The 20,120-nt window shown below is 41.8% G+C and carries 16 protein-coding genes and 1 tRNA gene; all 17 read left to right on the top strand.

The genetic code is table 11. The features are described from left to right. The first annotated feature begins 3 nt into the window (after window positions 1-3). The 17 genes from ACO4PX_RS02175 (at window position 4) to ACO4PX_RS02255 (ending at window position 20,031) form a co-directional block, all read left to right on the top strand. Window positions 4-138, top strand: coding sequence for a DUF5963 family protein (locus ACO4PX_RS02175; RefSeq protein WP_485571218.1), 135 nt, complete (start codon window positions 4-6; stop codon window positions 136-138). Between the two features lie 144 nt (window positions 139-282). Beyond that, complete coding sequence (locus ACO4PX_RS02180) at window positions 283-1,176, top strand: hypothetical protein (protein WP_485571194.1); 894 nt, start codon at window positions 283-285, stop codon at window positions 1,174-1,176. A 22-nt stretch (window positions 1,177-1,198) separates the two neighbouring features. Beyond that, window positions 1,199-1,798: a Holliday junction branch migration protein RuvA gene (gene ruvA, locus ACO4PX_RS02185; protein WP_183684498.1), complete on the top strand. Its 600-nt coding sequence runs from the start codon at window positions 1,199-1,201 to the stop codon at window positions 1,796-1,798. Between the two features lie 9 nt (window positions 1,799-1,807). Then, a complete protein-coding gene (gene ruvB / locus ACO4PX_RS02190) occupies window positions 1,808-2,803 on the top strand; it encodes a Holliday junction branch migration DNA helicase RuvB (RefSeq protein WP_315270220.1) in 996 nt (331 codons plus the stop codon). A gap of 15 nt (window positions 2,804-2,818) precedes the next feature. After that, window positions 2,819-3,250, top strand: coding sequence for a cell division protein ZapA (locus tag ACO4PX_RS02195; protein ID WP_485571196.1), 432 nt, complete (start codon window positions 2,819-2,821; stop codon window positions 3,248-3,250). A 78-nt stretch (window positions 3,251-3,328) separates the two neighbouring features. Continuing rightward, the gene (locus ACO4PX_RS02200; RefSeq protein ID WP_485571198.1) at window positions 3,329-4,672 is read left to right on the top strand and encodes a peptidase U32 family protein; all 1,344 of its coding nucleotides are present in this window, start codon (window positions 3,329-3,331) and stop codon (window positions 4,670-4,672) included. Beyond that, window positions 4,632-5,462, top strand: a complete 831-nt coding sequence (locus tag ACO4PX_RS02205) for a hypothetical protein (RefSeq protein WP_485571200.1) — start codon at window positions 4,632-4,634, stop codon at window positions 5,460-5,462. The genes ACO4PX_RS02200 and ACO4PX_RS02205 overlap by 41 nt, the downstream gene beginning before the upstream one ends. 10 nt (window positions 5,463-5,472) lie before the next feature. Then, window positions 5,473-6,843 (top strand): FtsW/RodA/SpoVE family cell cycle protein, encoded by a 1,371-nt coding sequence (locus tag ACO4PX_RS02210; protein WP_485571202.1) that lies wholly within the window; start codon window positions 5,473-5,475, stop codon window positions 6,841-6,843. 29 nt (window positions 6,844-6,872) lie between these two features. Next, window positions 6,873-8,324, top strand: a complete 1,452-nt coding sequence (locus ACO4PX_RS02215) for a peptidoglycan D,D-transpeptidase FtsI family protein (RefSeq protein WP_485571204.1) — start codon at window positions 6,873-6,875, stop codon at window positions 8,322-8,324. 26 nt (window positions 8,325-8,350) lie between these two features. Beyond that, window positions 8,351-10,147, top strand: coding sequence for an ABC transporter ATP-binding protein (locus ACO4PX_RS02220; RefSeq protein ID WP_485571206.1), 1,797 nt, complete (start codon window positions 8,351-8,353; stop codon window positions 10,145-10,147). A 1-nt stretch (window position 10,148) separates the two neighbouring features. Then, a complete protein-coding gene (locus ACO4PX_RS02225; RefSeq protein ID WP_485571208.1) occupies window positions 10,149-11,909 on the top strand; it encodes an ABC transporter ATP-binding protein in 1,761 nt (586 codons plus the stop codon). 188 nt (window positions 11,910-12,097) lie between these two features. Then, window positions 12,098-13,864, top strand: coding sequence for an ABC transporter ATP-binding protein (locus ACO4PX_RS02230; RefSeq protein WP_485571220.1), 1,767 nt, complete (start codon window positions 12,098-12,100; stop codon window positions 13,862-13,864). Beyond that, window positions 13,854-15,752 (top strand): ABC transporter ATP-binding protein, encoded by a 1,899-nt coding sequence (locus ACO4PX_RS02235; RefSeq protein ID WP_485571210.1) that lies wholly within the window; start codon window positions 13,854-13,856, stop codon window positions 15,750-15,752. Before ACO4PX_RS02230 ends, ACO4PX_RS02235 begins: the two co-directional genes overlap by 11 nt. Window positions 15,753-15,872: 120 nt before the next feature. Further along, a tRNA-Thr gene (locus ACO4PX_RS02240) sits at window positions 15,873-15,945 on the top strand. Between the two features lie 144 nt (window positions 15,946-16,089). Continuing rightward, entirely contained in the window at window positions 16,090-16,620 is a 531-nt protein-coding gene (locus ACO4PX_RS02245; RefSeq protein ID WP_485571212.1) for a NusG domain II-containing protein, read from the top strand. A gap of 101 nt (window positions 16,621-16,721) precedes the next feature. Beyond that, window positions 16,722-17,720 (top strand): C40 family peptidase, encoded by a 999-nt coding sequence (locus ACO4PX_RS02250; RefSeq protein ID WP_485571214.1) that lies wholly within the window; start codon window positions 16,722-16,724, stop codon window positions 17,718-17,720. 301 nt (window positions 17,721-18,021) lie between these two features. Further along, window positions 18,022-20,031 (top strand): carbohydrate-binding domain-containing protein, encoded by a 2,010-nt coding sequence (locus ACO4PX_RS02255; RefSeq protein ID WP_485571216.1) that lies wholly within the window; start codon window positions 18,022-18,024, stop codon window positions 20,029-20,031. Window positions 20,032-20,120 lie beyond the last annotated feature (89 nt).

Here is a 20,120-nt window from a genome sequence, read left to right on the forward strand (position 1 = left end):
CCTATCTATGAACTTACAAAGTCCGGAACAGAGTATTTTGGTAAATCAATAGGAATTCATATGGGGGCAGTATGTGGCCTTTGTATGACACTTAGTGTTATTATTGAAGAGATTTTCTTTAAAGTAAGACAAAAATAGAAGAGATGGTAAAGGATTTTGTGTAAACTAGATTGTTAAGAAACTGTTGAACAAGAAGCATTTGTTCGTTGAGTGCGATTTATATACTAAATTTAGACTTTATACAATAGCTGCTAGACTGGCATATAAGGAGCGTGATAAGTTTTGTATTTATGTAAAAAGACATTAGAAAAACTAAGAAATATTATAAATGGAGATAGTACAGATGATTATAAATCAGGCCCTATGCTAGTCGCTTTTTTTAATGAACTTGGCCTTAATAATTTTTATGGTAAAGGTTTTCCGTCGAGATGTTTTTTTACGGATGAACAATTGAACAAGATTAACGGATCAGCTAAATTAGATGAATGTATAAAATCTATTTTTGCAGTAAATAATTACATAGGTAGAATAGGATACTTGGATAAGCTTATTGCAGAATTTAATCAATATTTAGCGTTTGATAAATGGGAAGTCATAAGAGATGATGGAGACATTACTTTTAAAAAGCTAGATAAAATAATTATAGAAAAGCAAGAAAAGAAAATAGAAATATCTGAAAATGAATTTTTGAATACTAAATTTGATGTTTCAGTTGAAAAAATTGGTTTGGAATCTTCTATTACTGAAATTTTAAGTAACAGGATAGTAGAGATTACGCGTAATATTTCAATTGGAAATTCGCTTTTATCTATTATTTTGATTGGGAGCGTTATGGAGGGGATTTTGTTAGGAATGGCACAGAAGCATCCCGATAAATTTAATAAAAGTAAATCTGCTCCTATGAATAAAAACAGTATAATAGTAAAAAAATTCAATGAATGGACACTCAGCGATTTTATTAATTCAGCATATGAATTAGATATAATCAAAGAAGTTATAAAGAAATTTAGCCATGTAGTAAGAGAATATAGGAATTATATTCATCCCTATCAGCAATTATGTTCTCAATTTAACCCGGATAAGCATACTGCATCTATTTGCTTTCAAGTGCTTAAAGCCATGGCAAAGCCAAGCAATTTTCTTCCCTCCATTGAGAAAATCAAGCATCTATGCTAGACTATTGCGGATTGGAGAGATTATGATTCGATTTATACATGGCATTTTACGGGAAGTAAAAGAGGATATGTTGGTAATAGAAGCAGGAGGACTGGGATATGGGGTTCGCATTCCTGCTTCTGTTTTTGATAAAGCACCTAAGACGGGAGAGGAAATTCTTCTTCATACCTACTTTTCGGTTCGAGAGGATAGTCAGGAGCTTTTCGGCTTTTGGGAGGAAAGGGATAGGGATTTTTTCATCAAATTACTTTCCGTTTCCGGCATTGGCCCTAAGACTGCCCTGGGGATTTTATCCTGTATGAGTAGGGAGGAGTTGATTCTTGCGATTATCAGTAATGACAGTAAGAAGATTCAGAAGGCTCCGGGACTTGGGAAGAAGTCTGCAGAAAGATTGATTGTGGAGCTCCGGGATAAGGTGCCTAAGGAAGAGATTACATTTTCCGGAGAAGAAGCTGTTGTGACGACTACTGCTTCCGTAGCGGTGGAGGAAGCGGTGGAAGCCTTGGTCTCCTTGGGATATTCGGCAATAGAAGCAAAAAGATGGATTACAAAGATTCCGAATTATGAGGAAAAGTCCGCCGAAGATTTGCTACGGCTTAGCCTGAAACAGTTTGCGTTGTAAGGGATTTTTATGGAAAGAAAACTGATACAAACAGAGGAGAGTAAGGAGGATTTATCTTTTGATCCTAAGATTCGACCTCAATTTTTGAAAGATTATATCGGACAGGAAAAGTTAAAGGAAACCCTGTCTATCTATATTGAAGCGGCTAAGAAAAGAAAGCAAAGTCTGGATCACTGCCTTTTTTACGGCCCTCCGGGATTAGGAAAGACTACGATTTCCAATATTATTGCCAATGAATTGGGGGTTCACTGTAAGATTACCTCCGGACCGGCTATAGAAAAACCGGGAGAAATTGCGGCGATTCTCAATAACCTTTCCGAAGGCGATGTACTCTTTGTGGATGAAATCCATAGACTGAATCGACAGGTGGAGGAAGTGCTTTACCCTGCTATGGAGGATTTTGCTATAGATGTACTGCTGGGGAAGGAAAGTAGCACCCGTTCCATTCGTCTGGACTTACCCCGTTTTACCTTAGTGGGAGCGACTACCAGAGCAGGACTTCTTTCCGCCCCTCTTCGGGATCGTTTCGGGATTATCGGAAAGCTGGAGTTTTATAAAGAAGAGGAGTTGGAGGAGATCGTCCTTCGAAGTGCCAAGGTACTTTCCATTTCTATTGATAAAGGCGGAGCAAAAAGCATTGCCCTGCGTTCCAGAGGTACCCCAAGGCTTGCCAATCGTTTGCTAAAGAGGGTACGAGATTTTGCGGAAATCAAGTATAATGGTGTTATTCACAAGGAGGTGGCAGAGGATGCCTTGGACTTACTGGATGTGGATACCTTAGGCTTGGATACCTATGACAGACAGTATCTTTGGAACTTGATTGAGAAATTTTCCGGAGGACCGGTGGGGGTGGAGACTTTAGCCACCAGTCTGGGAGAAGACCGGGGAACCTTAGAGGATATGATAGAACCCTATTTGATTTTACAAGGTCTGATAGACAGAACCCCCAGGGGGAGGATTGCAACAAAACACGCGTATCAACATTTAGGACTGAGTGAAGCATAGGAAAAGGTGGAGAACATGGCAGATAAAAAGACAATTCAAGTCATTATTGACGGAAAGATTTATGTCCTAAGTGGGGAGAATTCCGAGTCTTACCTTCATGATGTGGCAGATTATTTGAACCATAAAATTGAAAGCATTCGTAAGGAAATGTGGAATTATAATAAGCTGGAGGAATCGGTTCGATCCCTTCTGCTTCAGATTAATATTTGTGATGAGCTTTTTCAGGAAAGAAAGAAAGTGGAGGAGATGCAGGAGCTTTTGGATCAGGAAAAAAGTGAGAGCTACTCCTATAAGCACGACTTGGTAAAGACCAAGTTAAAGCTGGATGGGGTGTTACAGGAATTGGAAAGTACCCAGAAGAAGCTTCTGGCTTTGGAAAAGAAGGAAGCGAAAGAAAAGAATTCTCATGAAAAGTCATCTCATCAGGGAGGCAATAAAGAGGAATAATCCCCTATATGGAATTAGGGTTTAAAGAGAAGCCGTTTCTTCCGAATTTGGCTATAGCTAAGGATGGAGTAAGTAAGGATGCCAATCCAAAACAAAGAAAATTTAAAAGAAAAAGAGCCTTATAAAGCAGAGCTTTTGGCCCCGGCAGCCTCCTTGGAAGTATGCAAGGTGGCTGTTTTTGCCGGAGCGGATGCTATCTATATGGGAGGACAAAAATATTCCGCAAGAGCCTTTGCCAAGTCTTCCTTATCGGAAGAGGATGAGCTTTTGGAGGCCATTCATTTTTGTCATCTTTACAATAAAAAAATATATATGACCTTAAACACTCTCTTTAAGGAGAGTGAAAGAAAAGACTTATATAGTTATATGGATCCCTATTATGAAGCAGGTTTGGACGGGGTAATTATTCAGGATCTGGGAATTGGGAAAATGTTGGCTAAGGCCTATCCGGATCTTCCTCTACATGCCAGCACCCAGATGACGGTACACACCAAAGAAGCTGTGGGCTTAATGGAAAACTTGGGCATGGAAAGGGTTGTACTTTCCAGGGAATGCAATTTGGAGGATATTTCCGATATTGCCAAGGCTTCCCCCTTAGAGTTAGAGGTCTTTATTCATGGTTCCATGTGCTATAGCTACTCCGGAGCTTGTTTTATGTCTTCTCTTCTGGGGGGACGATCCGGAAACCGGGGAAGATGCGCCGGAACCTGTAGACTGTGCTATAGCAGTAAGGGGAAAAAGGGAAACTATCTGAGTATGAAGGATATGTTTACCCTGGATCTTCTTAAAGAGCTTCTGGAGGCAGGAGCTTATTCTTTAAAGATAGAGGGTAGAATGAAGTCCGCCCTATATACAGGGACAGTGGTCTCCATTTACAGAAAATATCTGGACTTGGCTCTTCAGGGGAGTTCCTATAAGGTCTCAGAGGAAGATATAGCCCTCTTAAAAGAGGTTTATGACAGAGGAGGCTACAGCTCTTATTTAGAACAACATAACGGAGAGGACATGATTGCCTTCGGAGAAAAGCCTTTCCGAAAAGAAAAGGAAGAAGTGCTTTCCAAACTCAAGCAGGAAATGGAAGAGAGGGAAAGAAAGATTCCTTTGAAGGGAAGCTTGCATTTGTCCTATGACGAAGTTCCCTATTTTAGCTTAGAGGGAGAAAATGGACTTTCCGTTTCCGTAGAAGGAAGCCAGCCTGTAGAAAAGGCCAAGGAAAAGGTGCTTTCTAGAGAACAGATTACAAAACAAATGAAGAAGATGGGGAATACGGAATTTTCCCTGGAAGAACTTTCGATTCTTGGGGAGGAAGATATTTTCTATCCCCTGTCTTTCCTGAATCAATTAAGGAGAGACGGTGTAGAGAAAATGAGGGAGGCTATTCTTGGGCAGTATAGACGGAATCAAAGACTTAGGGGAAATTAGGGTTTCCATAGAAAGAGGAGAACAGCTTAAAGCGGTGCTTCAATTCCCTTTTATCAAAGGAATTTATCTGGATGAGGGAGCCTTTTCCGAGGAAGAGCTCCTGAAATATCGCGGGGAGATTCAGAGCAGCGGAAAATGGTCAGGTCTTCGTTTTCGAAGAATCCAAAGAAGGGAAGACAGGGGAAGAAGCCCGAAGGATTGGATGGAAGAGGCGAAAAATGAAGAGGGCTTCAGTCATTTTCTTCTTCGCACCCTGGATCAGGTGGCAATGTTGCAGGATTTTCCGGATAGGAAGTTTTTAACCTGCTTTGACTATACCCTCTATAGCTATAATCAGGCTGCCATGGAGGTATGGGAATCCTTGGGAGCAAAAGAAATGTGCTTTCCCATTGAGTTTCGTTTTCAGGAGGATATGGCCTTTTCGGATTGGGCAAGAAGCAGAGGAATCTCCACGGAGCTTCTTTGCTACGGGCACCTGCCTATGATGGTCAGTGCCAACTGTATAGAAAAAACCAGAAATGGCTGTACCAGAGGGAACAATGTGGTGTCTTTACAGGATAGGCAGAATAAAAGTATGCCGGTTCGCCTCTATTGCAAATACTGCTATAATCAAATCTATAACAGTGATGTTTTATCCTTGCTGGGGCTGGAAAAGGAAGTGGAAAGGCTTGGGGCTTCTTCTTTTCGCTTTGATTTTACGGTGGAATCGGAAAAGGAAATCCTGGATCTTTTTCAGGGAAGGCCTTTAAAGCAGTTTACCAGAGGACATTTTCATAAAGGAATAGAGTAGGGGAGAAAAGATGGGTAGTCTTTTTAGTACATTTACAAAGATTGTATGTATGGTATTGATGCTGCTGTATTGTTACAGTCTGTTTCGAAACCTGTCCCTGGATTATGGGGATGGAAAAAGAAGACTGGCAAAGTTTCTATACCAGATATTATTGTTTTTACATTTTCTTTGTCATGGGGTTCTTTTCTTCCATACAAAGGACTTCTTTTATCTGATGATGTATGGGGCGGAGCTGTGTTTTCTTGTGCTTTATCCCTTCCTTTGGAAGAAAATCTATCCTACCTTTAGCGAGACGCTCTTGTATAACCAGTGTCTTCTTTTGGCCTTAGGGTGGATTATGCTGGAAAGATTAAATACGGATAAGGCCATGAAGCAGTTTGCCATTTCCGTGGCAGCCAGTCTTCTGGCCCTGCTTATTCCCTATTTCATCGATAAAATCTGGGATTTTCAAAAGGGAAGAATTGCCTTTGCGGTACTGGGGATTTTCCTGCTTTCCTTGGTCCTGATTGTAGGACGGGTAAGCTTTGGTGCCAAGATGAGTTTGAATTTCTTCGGCTTTTCCTTCCAGGCTTCCGAATTTGTTAAAATCAGCTTTGTCTTCTCCGTTGCGGGATTTTTATCGGAGGAACAAAATCAAAGGGGGATATACAAGGCGGCAATAGTGGCTATGCTCCACGGCATTGTGTTGGTGCTGTGTAAGGACTTAGGCTCTGCTCTAATCCTATTTATGGCCTTTTTGTTTATGCTTTATGTGGCCAGCAGTCAATTTTTGTATCTTGCCTTAGGCTTTGGTCTATCTGCATTGGCAGGCTTTGTGTCCTACCATCTTTTTTCTCATGTGCGTACCAGAGTATTTGCCTTTTTGGATCCTTGGAAGGATATTGCGGGGAAGGGATATCAGATTACCCAGTCTCTCTTTGCCATCGGTACGGGGGGATTTTTGGGACTTGGTCTTTTTCAAGGATTGCCTAACAAAATTCCCATCGTGGAAAATGATTTTATTTTCTCTGCTTTGTCCGAAGAGATGGGAGGAATTGTAGCGATTTGCCTGATTCTCGTCTGTCTTTCCTGTTTTATGCAAATGATGATGATGGGAATGGATATGGAAAGCCTTTTTTATAAACTCATCTGTATCGGACTGAGTGTGATTTATGTGATGCAGGTCTTTTTAACCATCGGTGGAGCCATAAAATTTATCCCCTCCACGGGAGTGACTTTGCCCTTTGTCAGCTATGGCGGTTCCAGTATGATTTCCAGTTGTATTCTTTTTGCCATCTTCCAATCTCTCTTTGTTATCCAAGGAAAGGAAGATGCCATGGATGAAGAGGAAGAAGAACAGCAGGCACCGAAGGGAAAGAGGAGAAGAGCCATTTATGAATAAGCTGAGAAATTCCGGAAGAAGGGTAAATTATGAAAAAGTATAATAATTCCAGAAGAAAGCCAAGCAACAGGGAGATGAAGGGAATTACCTATTTCTTTGTCCTGCTTTTCTTTTCCATGATTGTATATTTTTGTTATTTTATGCTGGTCTTGGCTCCGAATCAGATTTCCAGCCCCTACAATGCCAGAATTGATTATCTTTCTTCCAAGGTTATCAGAGGCAGTATTTTATCTTCTGACGGAAAGATTTTGGCGAAAACGGAAAACGGGGATGGCGGAGAGAAAAGAGTATATCCGGAGGGAATTGCCTTTTCCCATCCTATCGGCTATAGCAGTAAGGGGAAAACCGGGGTGGAGTCCATGGCGAACTTTTATCTGAGCCGTTCCAGTATTAACCCCTTACAAAAAATCATTAATCAGGCAGAGGAAATCAAGAATCCGGGAGATTCAGTGGTGCTTAGCTTGAATTCCTCTTTGCAGTCTCTTGCCTATTCTTTACTAAAGGATAAGAAGGGAAGCATTGTTTGTATGAATCCCAAGACCGGAAGAATTCTGGCGATGGTTTCCGCACCTTCCTTTACAGAAGAGGATATCCAAAACAACTGGGAGGCCTTAACTTCCTCCGACAACAAAGACGGAAATCTTCTGAACAGGGCTACCCAGGGACTTTATCCTCCCGGCTCAACCTTTAAGCTTTTGATGGCGTTGGAGTATATTCGAGAGCATCCCGCGGATTGGCAGAGCTTTAGTTATACCTGCAAGGGTGAATATGTGGACCCGGAGAACTCCTCCTATGTGGTGCATTGTTATAACGGAGAGGTTCACGGAAAGGTGGATTTGGAATCGGCCATTGCGGATTCCTGTAACTCTGCCTTTGCCAAGCTGGGAACGGAGATTGATCCGATTCGATTAAAGGCTTTAGCGGAAAGCTTCTACTATAATCAAAAAATAGATATTGGTTTGTCTGCCAATGCAGGGCAATTCACTTTAGCGGAGAATGCGGATGTTTGGGACAAGATGCAAACCGCTATCGGACAGGGGGCTACCCTTTGTACTCCTCTGCAAAACCTATGTATGGTTTCCGCCATTGCCAATGGAGGAAATCTGGTCTATCCAAGCCTTCTTGCTTCAGTACAGAATGCCAATGGCACAACGGTAAAGGAGTTCCCTTATGGGGAGAGTCATAGCCTGCTTTCCCAAGGGGAAAGTGATGCATTAAAGCAGTTTATGAGAAAGGTAGTCACGGAGGGAACCGCCAGTGCTTTAGAGACGGATGCCTATAAGGTTTGCGGAAAAACCGGTTCTGCCCAGGTGAAGGTGGGAAATGAACTGAAGACTAATGCCTGGTTTGTAGGCTTTGCCCCTATGGAGGATCCGGAGATTGCTATATCCGTCATTGTGGAAGAAGGAGAAACCGGCGGAAAGACCGCAGCGCCTATTGCCAGAAAGGTGTTGGATCATTATTTTCATAAAGAAGGATAAAAGGGTATAGTAAGAGGAGTAGTACCATGAGAAGAATACTGTCCTATATGGAAAAAGTGAAGGGGAAAAGCATTTTGGCCCCTCTGTTTAAGTGTCTGGAAAGCATGTTTGAGCTTTTTGTTCCTTTAGTCATTGCCAGAATGATTGATCAGGGAATTCGTAAAGAGAATCTTGCTGTAATATGGCATAGTCTTTTTCTGCTCCTGGCCTTAGCCTGTGTAGGATGTCTTACCGCCGTGATTGCCCAGTATTTTGCGGCAGAGGTGGCTATGGTGGTTGGGAAGTCCTATCGAAGAGACTTGTTTCACAAAATTCTTTCCTTACCCTATAGAGATTACAATGAGCTTTCCGCATCTTCCTTAATTACCAGAATCGGTCCGGACATCTTCCAAATTGAGTCTACGGTAAATATGGTACTCAGGCTTTTGATGCGTTCTCCCTTTATCGTTGTGGGAGCCTGTATTATGGCTTTTCGAATGAATGCCAGGCTCTCAGTTTTATTCTTATTTGTTTTGCTTCTTTTATCTATTGTGGTTTTTGGCATCATGGCTCTTACCATGCCCTTTTACAAAAGGATTCAAGTAAGTCTGGAAAACATCACAAGGAAATACAGAGAAAATATTATGGGAATCCGTGTGGTACGGGCTTTCTGTCAGGAAGAAAAGGAAGAAGAGGAGTTTTTAGAAAAAAACCAAGATTATACCAAGGTACAGATTGCAGTAGGAAAAATATCTGCATTACTAAATCCGATGAGCATGCTGCTGATTCAGTTTGGGCTTATGGGAATTCTGTATTTTTCCTCCAAGATGGTAAATGATGGCAGACTTTTTCAAGGAAATGTGGTGGCTCTGACCAACTATATGAGCCAAATTTTGCTGGAGCTTCTTAAGCTTGCCAATCTGATTATTTTGATGGTTAAAGCTTATGCCAGTATTAGCAGAATTAAAGAGGTGATGGAGCGAAAGAACGAAGAAGATCAGTCTGTTGACGATAAGGAAGCAGCTACTCTTTCAACAAGAAATCAAGCCACAGAGAAAGTGCAAAAGCAGGAGTTTGATGCAAATGCTTCTTCTGACTCAAACATGGCCGGTATCCTTCTAAAGAATCTTTCTTTTTCCTATGAAGTCGGAGAGGAGAGGGCTCTTTCCGATATCAGTTTTTCTTTAAAAGAAGGGGAAAGCTTAGGGATTATCGGTGGTACAGGATCCGGAAAATCCACCTTGATATCTCTAATTTGTGGATTTTACGCGGATTATGAGGGAGAAATTTTCCTTTGGGGAAAGAATTTAAGAGATTATTCGAAAAGAGAACTTAGAGAAAGTATTGCTTATGTCCCTCAGAAGGCGGTACTTTTTTCCGGAACCCTTAAAGAAAATCTTCTTTGGAGAAAGAGGGAGGCAAAGGATGAAGAGCTTTGGAAAGCTTTGGAAATAGCCCAGGGAAAAGATTTTGTAGAGGAAAAGGGAGAGGGCTTGGATTTGCCTGTCAGTATAGAAGGAAAAAATTTTTCCGGTGGACAAAGACAAAGACTTTCTATTGCAAGAGCTTTGGTTGGGGATTCCAAGCTTTTAATTTTGGATGATTCCTCCTCCGCATTGGATATGCTGACAGAAAGAAAGTTGCGAACAGCATTGGAAGGATATCAAGGGGAAAAAAGCCTTTTGGTAATCTCCCAAAGAGTATCCAGTATCAGGCATTTCCCAAAGATTCTGGTTTTAGATCAAGGTAAGTTAATCGGGCTGGGAAGTCATCAGGAACTTATGGAGAATTGTTCTGTATATCAGGAAATTTGTGCTTCTCAGAAGCAAGGAAAGGAGGCGTAATATGACCAGGCAAAACGGAACTGCAGGTGAGTCTTTTTGGAAACTTTTCGCCTTCATCAAACCTTATAAATTCAGCTTGCTTCTTTCCATTATTTCAGCTTTTCTCTACGTAGTATTTTCCCTCTTTCTTCCTATCCTTTTGGGAAAAGCCATAGATAAGATTGCCGGAAAATCTACAGTGGATTTTGCCGGATTGGGACAGATTTTAAAACTTATGTTTATCGTGCTTATCCTGGCAGTGGTTTTCCAGTGGGTAATGAACCAAGTGAATACCTATTTAAGCTTTCATGTGATTGAAGATTTACGGAAGAAGGCTTTTTCTCATATTCAAGCCGTTCCTTTATCCTCCATCGATTCCAAGGAGCCCGGGGAGATTTTAAGCCGTTTAACTACAGACATAGAACAGATTTCACAGGGATTATTTGTTCTACTGAATCAGTTTTTGCAGGCGGTGTTCAGTATTTTGGAAACTGCATTTTTTCTTTTTCTTCTGGAATGGAGAATTGCTCTGATCCTTTTGGCGCTGACACCTCTTTCCTTTTTTATCGCAAAGTTTATATCCAAGCGCGCTTACCTGTATTTTCAGAATCAGTCTAAGAGCAGAGGAGAAATTGCTGCCTTCAGTACGGAGGCTATCGGAAATGCGAAGCTTCTGAAGGCCTTTATGCAGGATGCCCCAAAGGAGACTTTGTATCAGGAGAAAAATGAAAGACTTTCCCGATATAGTATGCAAGCAAATTTCTACAGCTCTTTGGTTAACCCCTTTACCCGTTTTTTAAATGCTTTAGGCTATGCTTTGGTTGGGGGAGTTGGAGCTATGTTTTGCTTACAAGGGACCTTAAGTATTGGGCAGTTATCCTCTTTATTGGCTTATGCCACCCAGTATGCTAAGCCCTTTAATGACATTACTTCCGTGATTACGGAAATTCAAAATGCTTTAGCTGCCGCATCCAGGGTTTTTGACTTTTTGGAAGAAGAGGAGATGATGCCAAAGGCGGAGATAAGGGAATTACCAAAGCCTGTGGAAGGATGCTTGGAGCTTTCCGGATTGTATTTCTCATACACGAAGGAGCAAAAGCTGATTCAAGATTTGAGCCTTTCCGTACAATCCGGACAAAATATTGCTATTGTTGGCCCCACAGGATGCGGAAAAACAACCTTAATTAATCTTTTGATGCGATTTTATGAACCGAATCAGGGAAGCATTGCGATTGACGGAATACCCTATGGCAGCCTTTCCGATCATAGCCTGCGTTCTGTATATGGCATGGTTTTACAGGATAGCTGGTTAAAGTCGGATACGGTTTTGGAAAATATTCGTTACGGTTCTCCGGAGAAGAGTAGAGAAGAGGTTATGGAAGCAGCTAAACGGGCAGGCTGCCATCATTTTATTTTACAGCTTGCAAAAGGCTACGATACAATCCTTCCGGAGGACGGAGGCAATCTTTCCCAGGGACAGAAACAGCTCCTCTGTATTGCCAGAGTGATGTTAAGGGATCCGGCCATTTTAATTTTGGATGAAGCTACCAGCTCCATTGATACCAGAACGGAAGAGAAGGTACAAAGAGCTTTTCGGGAAATGCTAAAGGGTAGAACCGCTTTTATTGTGGCTCATCGTCTTTCTACGATTCAAAATGCGGATTGCATCCTGGTGATGAAGGATGGTAATGTCATCGAAAAGGGAAGTCATGAAGAACTTTTACAGCAGAAAGGTTTTTATAAGAACCTATATGAAAGCCAATTTCAGGGAGCGGAGAATTGAATTTTGCCTACGCTTGACAAGTTGTTAAATTATCCATAAAATTGCAAAGTTTAGAAAAATCAAACAGTAAACAGAAGCGTAAGTAGTAGAATATGCGCTACATAGAGAAAGCACAGTGTAAAGCAGTGTATAGTAAATTCCATGTATAGTAAGAGAAGGAGGGAGAAATAGTGCAAGAGGAAAAAGTCATGCAGGAAGATAAAATACAGGTATTGAAAATCCTATCAAAATCCATTCGTGAATTTAAAAAAGACTCCATACTTTGTCCGCTATTGGTTACAGGAGAAGTCATTCTGGAATGTATGATTCCTTTTTTTACTGCTCAATTAGTGAACAGAATGAAGGAAAATGCCTCCATGCAGATGATTCTTCATTACGGATTAATCCTGGTGGTGATGGCCATACTTTCCCTTCTTTTCGGCCTTTGGGCAGGGAATTTTGCAGCTTCCGCCTCTACCGGTTTTGCTCGGAATATCCGAAGAGATATGTTTCAAAGGATTCAAGGTTTTTCTTTCGAGAATATTGACCGCTTTGAAAGCGCTTCTTTGGTAACCAGATTAACCACGGATATCAGCAATGTGCAGATGGCCTATATGATGCTGGTGCGTACCGCATTCAGAGGACCTTTGATGATGGTCTTTTCCTTTGCTGCAGCCTTTATTATGGGGGGCAGGATGGCCATTATTTTCTGTTTTGTGATTCCTATTTTGGCTATCGGTTTAATCATTATTACCAAAAAAGCTATGAAGATTTTCAACGAAATCTTTAAGCGATACGATGCCTTAAATGAGTCTGTGGAAGAGAATATCCAGGGAATGCGGGTAGTGAAAACCTATGTCCGAGAAGACTTCGAGAAAGAGAAGTTTAATGAAAAGGCAGAGTCTTTGGCAAAGGACTTTATTTCTGCAGAAAAACTGATTGCCATTGCCAACCCTTTGATGCAATTTTGTCTTTTTGTGGTGGTTATCTTTGTCTTAAGCTTCGGTTCCTATCTGGTAGTCAGCACCGGTGGTGTTGATTTGGATGTAGGACAGCTTTCAGCTCTTTTAACCTACAGCTATCAGATTCTTTCCAGCCTTATGTTGGTGGCCATGGTCTTTGTGATGGTGGTAATTTCCGCTGCCTCCTCTCGAAGAATTGCAGAGGTTTTAACGGAAGACAGTACCATGAAGAATCCTGAAAATGGTATTAAGGAAGTAAAGGACGGCTCTATTGATTTTAATCATGTATACTTTAAGTATTCCAAGGATGCAAAAAAGAATGTTTTAACAGATATTTCCCTTCATATTTCCTCCGGACAAACCGTAGGGATCTTGGGAGGAACAGGTTCTGCAAAATCTTCTCTTACCCAGTTGATTTCCCGTCTCTATGATGTAACGGAGGGAGAGGTGTTGGTTGGCGGTGAGGATGTTCGAAAATACGATATTCAAGCTTTAAGAGATCAGGTGGCTGTGGTATTACAAAAGAATATTCTCTTTTCCGGAACGGTGGCGGAGAATCTTCGCTGGGGAAATCCAAAGGCCAGCCAGGTTGAGTTGGAAGAGGCCTGCAGACTTTCTCAGGCTGCTGAATTTATTGAAAGAATGAAGGACGGATATGAAAGCCATGTGGAGCAGGGAGGAAGCAATTTCTCCGGAGGGCAGAAGCAAAGACTTTGTATAGCCAGAGCTTTGCTGAAGAAACCCAAGATTTTAATTTTGGATGACTCTACTTCTGCGGTGGATACCAAAACCGATGCTTTTATTCGAAAGGGCTTTAAAGAATTTATTCCGGATACCACCAAAATTATAATTGCACAAAGAGTTTCCTCTGTAATGGATGCAGATCAGATTCTAATCATGGACAAGGGAGAAATTATTGCCAGAGGTACCCATGAGGAACTTATGGAGAATTCTCCCATTTACAGAGAAACCTATGAGTCCCAGAATAGAAAGGAGGTAGAGGATGGAGAATAAGGGAAGAACAAAGAATTTTATGAAAACCTTAGGAAGAATCATGAAGGACTTATTTTCCTTTTATCCCACCCTTCTTCCTCTTACCCTTTTGTTTATTGTAATCAATGCGGTGGTAACCTCTATACCGGCTATTTTCCAGCAAAAAATTATCAGTTTGATTGAGACGGTTTATAAGGATGGAAACTGGGATGGGGTATCTTCCGATATTTTTAAACTGGTTTGTATTTTACTGGTATTTTATACTATCTCACTGTTTTGTGCCTATTGCTACAATATGAACATGGCGACCATTACCCAGGGATCTTTAAAACAGTATCGACAGAAACTCTTTAATCATATGCAGGATCTGCCTATTGCCTTTTTCGACCAAAACAAAACCGGGGACATCATGAGTCATTATACCAATGATATTGATGCTATGAGACAGTTTATCTCTATCTGTATTCCTCAGGCCATTTCTTCTTTGATTACGGTGATTACGGTAGTTTCCATCATGCTGTATTACTCCCTTTGGCTTAGCCTTATGGTGCTTTTAGGCTCCTTCATTATGCTTCGAATCATTAAGGTAATTGGAGGAAAGTCCAGCCATTACTTTGTTCGTCAACAGGAGGAGCTGGCTCGTTCCGAAGGCTTTATTCAGGAAATGATGAATGGACAGAAGGTGGTTAAGGTCTTTAACCATGAGGAGAAGAGTATTCAGGATTTTGACCGCTATAATGATGAACTGTTCCGGGTTTCCAACGAAGCCAACCGTTACTCCAATGTGATTATGCCGATCTTAAACAATATCGGAAATATCCTTTATGTTTTGGTTGCCATTGTGGGAGGCGCACTTTTGGCTTTCCATGCACCGAACATTTCCATTTCCGGATTAGGCTTAAGTATTGCCATTGTCATCCCCTTTCTGAATATGACCAAGCAGTTTGCCGGTGTAATAGGACAGATTTCCTCTGAAGTCAATGCCGTGGTTATGGGTGTTGCCGGTGCGGATAGAGTTTATCAAATGATTGATGAAGAGGTGGAAGAGGATGAAGGAAAAGTTTGCCTTGTAAATTGCTCCCATGAGGGAGACCGTTTGGTAGAAAGCAATAAGAGAACAGAGCTCTGGGCTTGGAAGAGTATTTTACCGGACGGAAGCATTTCCCTGAAAGAACTAAAAGGGGATATGGAGTTAAAGGGAGTGGATTTTTCCTATGACGGAAAGCGCCAAATTCTAAGGAATATTGATGTTTTTGCAAGACCGGGAGAAAAAGTAGCCTTTGTAGGAGCCACCGGTGCGGGAAAAACCACCATCACCAACCTTTTGAATCGTTTCTATGATATTCAAAAAGGAGAGATAATCTACGACGGCATTAATATCCGGGATATTGCCATTTCGGATTTAAGAAGATCCATTGCGGTAATTTTGCAGGATACCGTACTCTTTACCGGAACTGTAATGGAAAATATCCGTTACGCAAAGCTGGATGCTTCTGACGAAGAGTGTATTGCGGCGGCAAAGCTTGCGGGAGCGGATGATTTTATTACGAGACTCCCTAAGGGCTATGATACGGAATTAAGTGCAAATGGAGGCAATCTTTCTCAGGGGCAGAGACAGCTCTTGTCCATTGCCAGGGCGGCGGTAAATGATCCCCCTGTTTTAATCATGGATGAAGCTACCAGCTCTATTGACACCAGAACGGAGGCTATTGTTCAAAAGGGTATGGATGCTTTAATGGCAGGAAGAACCGTTTTTGTCATTGCCCATAGACTTTCCACAGTTCAAAACTCTGATGTTATCATGGTTTTGGAACAGGGAGAAATTATTGAGCGAGGCAGTCATAAGGATTTGATTGCCGCAAAAGGAAAGTACTATCAGCTTTATACCGGAGCCTTTGAGTTGGAGTAAGCTTACAGTTTCTGTAGCTTTAGAGCGAAATAAGCTTGAAGTTTTTGTATCGTAGAACCGGAATAAGCTTGTATTTCGCTCTTGCCATGGAGAAAGAAGCTGTGCTATACTGCGGGGGATGCCACAATAGCACAGTCGGTAGTGCATCTGATTCGTAATCAGAAGGTCACCAGTTCAAGTCTGGTTTGTGGCCTCTCTTTAGCGGGGAAGCAGAGTAGGCTTCCCTGCTTTTTTATTCATAACGAGTATCGATTGCAAAGTGTGCGATATCTCGTTTCATTGGTGATTTTTTTTTGAGTAAAACGGTCGATAGATAAAATAGGGAGTTGAAAAAGATATGGAAGTGCAGGAAAAGGAAGAAAAGAAAACAAGCATGGAGCCGGAGCCTTCTGAAGCAAAGGAAAAGCAGAACTTGGCGGATAAGAATGGTTCACCGGAAGGGGAGAAGAGAAAGGAACAAAAGAGAGTCCTTATCATTCTTCTTCTTGTATGTCTGATGGCAGCTTTATCTTTTTTTCTTCCAAAGGCTTTTGCTAAAAAGGATTCAAGAAAGGTACAGATTTTAAAAAACGGAATTGTTCTGATTGAAAAAAATCTCTCGGAAAACAGCAAAATTTTGATTATGAATAACGAGGCCAGAGAAGTGGACTTTAAGGAAAATCTGGCATCCCTTTCTGAAGATGAGGTAAATCCTGCAAAACATGAGGTGAACTTTATAGAAATTAAGGATGGAAAGGTACTTTGTACCGAATCTAACTGTAATAATCAAATCTGTGTACGGACCCCTGCCATCAGTGAGGAAAATCCGGACCTACCTATTGTTTGTCTGCCCCATGGCCTAATCATTCAAATTATTACAAAATCCTAACATTTCCCCGGATTAGCTTACAAATCTCATTTCGAACTTGCGAAAAGAGAAGCTATGCTTTATCATGCAGAGGTATCGTTTTATTAAAAAAGGAAAAGAAAATGAAGAAGAATTGGAAAATTTTAGTAGTGAACTCTATTTGTCTGATTTCTCTTTTTTCTGCCATCCCGGCTTATGCAGGTCGTTGGCAGAAGGGAAACGGCAAGAACAGCAATAAATGGTGGTACAATCATCAGGATGGAACCTATCCAAAGTCTACCTGGGCTTGGATTGACGGTAACGGAGACGGTATTGCGGAATGCTATTATTTTGATGCTAACGGATGGTTAAAGTCCAACACTACAGTAGAAGGCTATAAGGTAGATACTACCGGTGCCTGGCTTAAGAATGGTGTTGTGCAGGTGAAGGCTATCGGAGAAGTGGGAGTCTATACCAACGGCAAGAATGAATCCAGCTCCGGAACCATTGATGTGATGGGTTCTGATTTGGATTTAGGAACTGCAGTTTCCGATCAGGAAAACCAGAAGCCTTCTGTGGAGAAGAAGAGCTCCGGGACCAAGAAGTCCGGTGAAAAGGAAGAAAAGAAGAGTGGGCAGGATGTTCTGGAGCTTTCCGGATCTTATTCCGGACCTGTAGTGGAAGGGGACAGCAATCTTGCAACGGAAAAACCTGCTAAGAATAAGGCTGAGAATTTCAGTGGAAATGTTGGAAACAGTGCACAGGATTTAAAGAAGTCCGAGGCAACAGAGTTAATCAGCTATGCCCGTTCCTTCATTGCAGTACTTCCCTATAAGGTGGCAGGAACTTCTCTTAGTACCGGTGCGGATTGTTCCGGATTTACCCAGGAGGTATTTAAGAAATTCGGTATTTCCATCCCCAGAGATTCCCGTTCCCAGTATGCTTCTGCGCAGAAGATTTCCGCGGAAGAGTTACAGCCCGGTGATTTAGTATTTTACGGTTCCTCCCCAAGTACCATTTATCATGTGGGCATTTATTCCGGAAATGGAACCATTATCCACTGTACCAGAACCGGTGACTTTGTTCGAGAGCACGATGTTTTCTACAAGAAGCCATACGGATACGGAAGATACACAAAATAATTTTCTTTTCTTCAATTTTATAGATAAAAAATCAGCAAAAAGATCGATAAATTCGGCTCATACGGATTTATCGGTCTTTTTTTCATGTTTGAAACTTTCTGACATTCTTTCAGTTTCATTTCAGTAAAGCTTTCTATACTGGGGCTATCTCAAAAAGAAAGGAGATGTTGAAATTGAAAAAGCAGAACATATTCTTTTTGGGAACAAGAAAAGGATGAAAAAAGGAATCTATGGAAAAATGAAGAAGAATTATTTTAGGGAGAATTATTTATCTAAAGAGCACAGAAAGGAAAAGAAAAAAATGAAGAAGAAAATGAAGGTAAATTACAATAAGCTTGCAGCCTTGGCTTTAGGTCTGGGATTAAGTAGCATTATGGTGGCCTGTGGAAGTACAGCCAATGCGGCACAGAATAAAACAGTGAGCAATAATACACAAGCTACAAGCCAAAAGCCAGCGGAAAAGTCTACGGGAAGGGAAACCAAGATTACCGTGGAAAACGGAGAGATTAAAACAAACGGAAATGGCGTTTCTGTAGAGGGGAAAACCATTACCATTTCCGCTGCGGGGAACTACAGACTTTCCGGAAATTTGGAGGACGGTCAGGTGGTGATTGCGGCGGGAGATACACATAAGGTCAATTTGATTTTGGATAACTTCAGCATCAGCAATAAGGAAACAGCTCCGATTTATGTGAAGACCTCAGGGGATTTCACTTTAACCTTGGCAGAGAATTCCAAGAACTCCGTAGAGGATCTTAGAGAAGCCAATACCACAGAAGACAGCAATTCCAATTCTTCCAATAATAAGACAGAGGATATTCCCAATGCGGCAATTTACAGTAAATCCGATTTAATATTAAGCGGAAGCGGTAGTCTGGACGTCAAAGGAAATTATGAGGACGGAATTCATGGTAAAGACAGCTTAACGATTGAAGGCGGAAACTATACTGTTGAAGCGACAAAGCACGGTATTAACGGTAAGGACAATCTGATCATTAATGACGGAAGCTTTACGATTACTGCAGGACAGGACGGCTTTAACACCAATGGAGATATGACGGTATCTAAAGGAAGCTATAGCCTTTCCGTTTCTGATGACGGTATGCATGCAGACGGTAAGCTGGTGGTAAATGAAGGAAACGTAAATATTGAGAACTCCAATGAGGGACTGGAGGGCGCTTCTATTGATATTAATGGAGGTACGATTACCGTAAAGTCTCAGGACGACGGTTTAAATGCGGCCAGCGATAACAGTTCCGGAAACGAATTTGCGGCACAGGAAGGAGTATATATCAATATCAATGGCGGTACCCTTCGGGTAAATGCAGGAGGTGACGGTCTGGATTCCAACGGAGACTTAAACATTAGCGGCGGAACTCTTATAGTAGATGGCGCCGGACACGGAAACGGACCTTTAGATTACAATGGAACAGGAACCATTACCGGAGGTACGGTTTTGGTAGCCGGAAACAACGAAATGTTCCAGACCTTTGACGGAAACAGCTCTACCCAGGCCTTTATGGTAGATTATCTCAGCAATAATCAAAATGCGGGAAGCACAATTAAAATTACTGACAGCAAGGAAAAAGAAATCTTCAATGTTTCCGATTTGCTAAACAGCTACGGTGTAGTGCTGTTCTCCTCTCCGGAGCTTAGCAATAATCAGAGCTATAAGCTTTCTATAGGAGATACTACTGAAGAATTTACCGTAAGTTCTATTGCTAATACTATTGGAAATGGAAATGCTATGGGCGGCGGAATGGGCCATGGCGGCCCACAGGGAGCTGCTCCAAATGGAGGCTTTAACGGCGGACAAAATGGAGGCCAGAATGGCGGCGGTCCGCAGGGCGGCCCTCCAAACGGAGGCTTTAATGGTGGTCAAAACGGTATGCAGGGTATGCCCGGAGATAGGGGCGGATTCCCCGGTGGGGATGGCAATAACTTCCCCGGCAATCCTCCCAGTGATAATGGCATGGGAATGCCCCCAATGAATAATAGCAATCAGGGAATGCCCCCAATGAATAATGGCAATCAGGGAATGCCTCCAATGAATAATGGCAACCAGGCGATGCCCGATGGCAGAGGTCAGGGTGGTATGAACGGTGGTCAAGGAATGCCCGGCGGAATGGAGCAAGGGGGGATGAATGGAAACCAGGGTATGCCCGGAGGTGGAAGTCGGGGTGGAATGAATGACCGGCAGGGAATACCTCCAATGAACAATAATCAAGGGGAAGAAAAAGCTAATAAGTTCAGAAATAAATCCGCTAAACAATCCGGAAACAAACCCGCAGATGGAAATACAATTAAATAGCTTGAGGAGATAAGTTCTATTTTTCCTTTACAAGTTTTTCTGAATTGGATATGATGTTATGGATTATATCAAGATATTTCAGAACGATG

The organism is Oribacterium sp. (genome assembly GCF_057249185.1).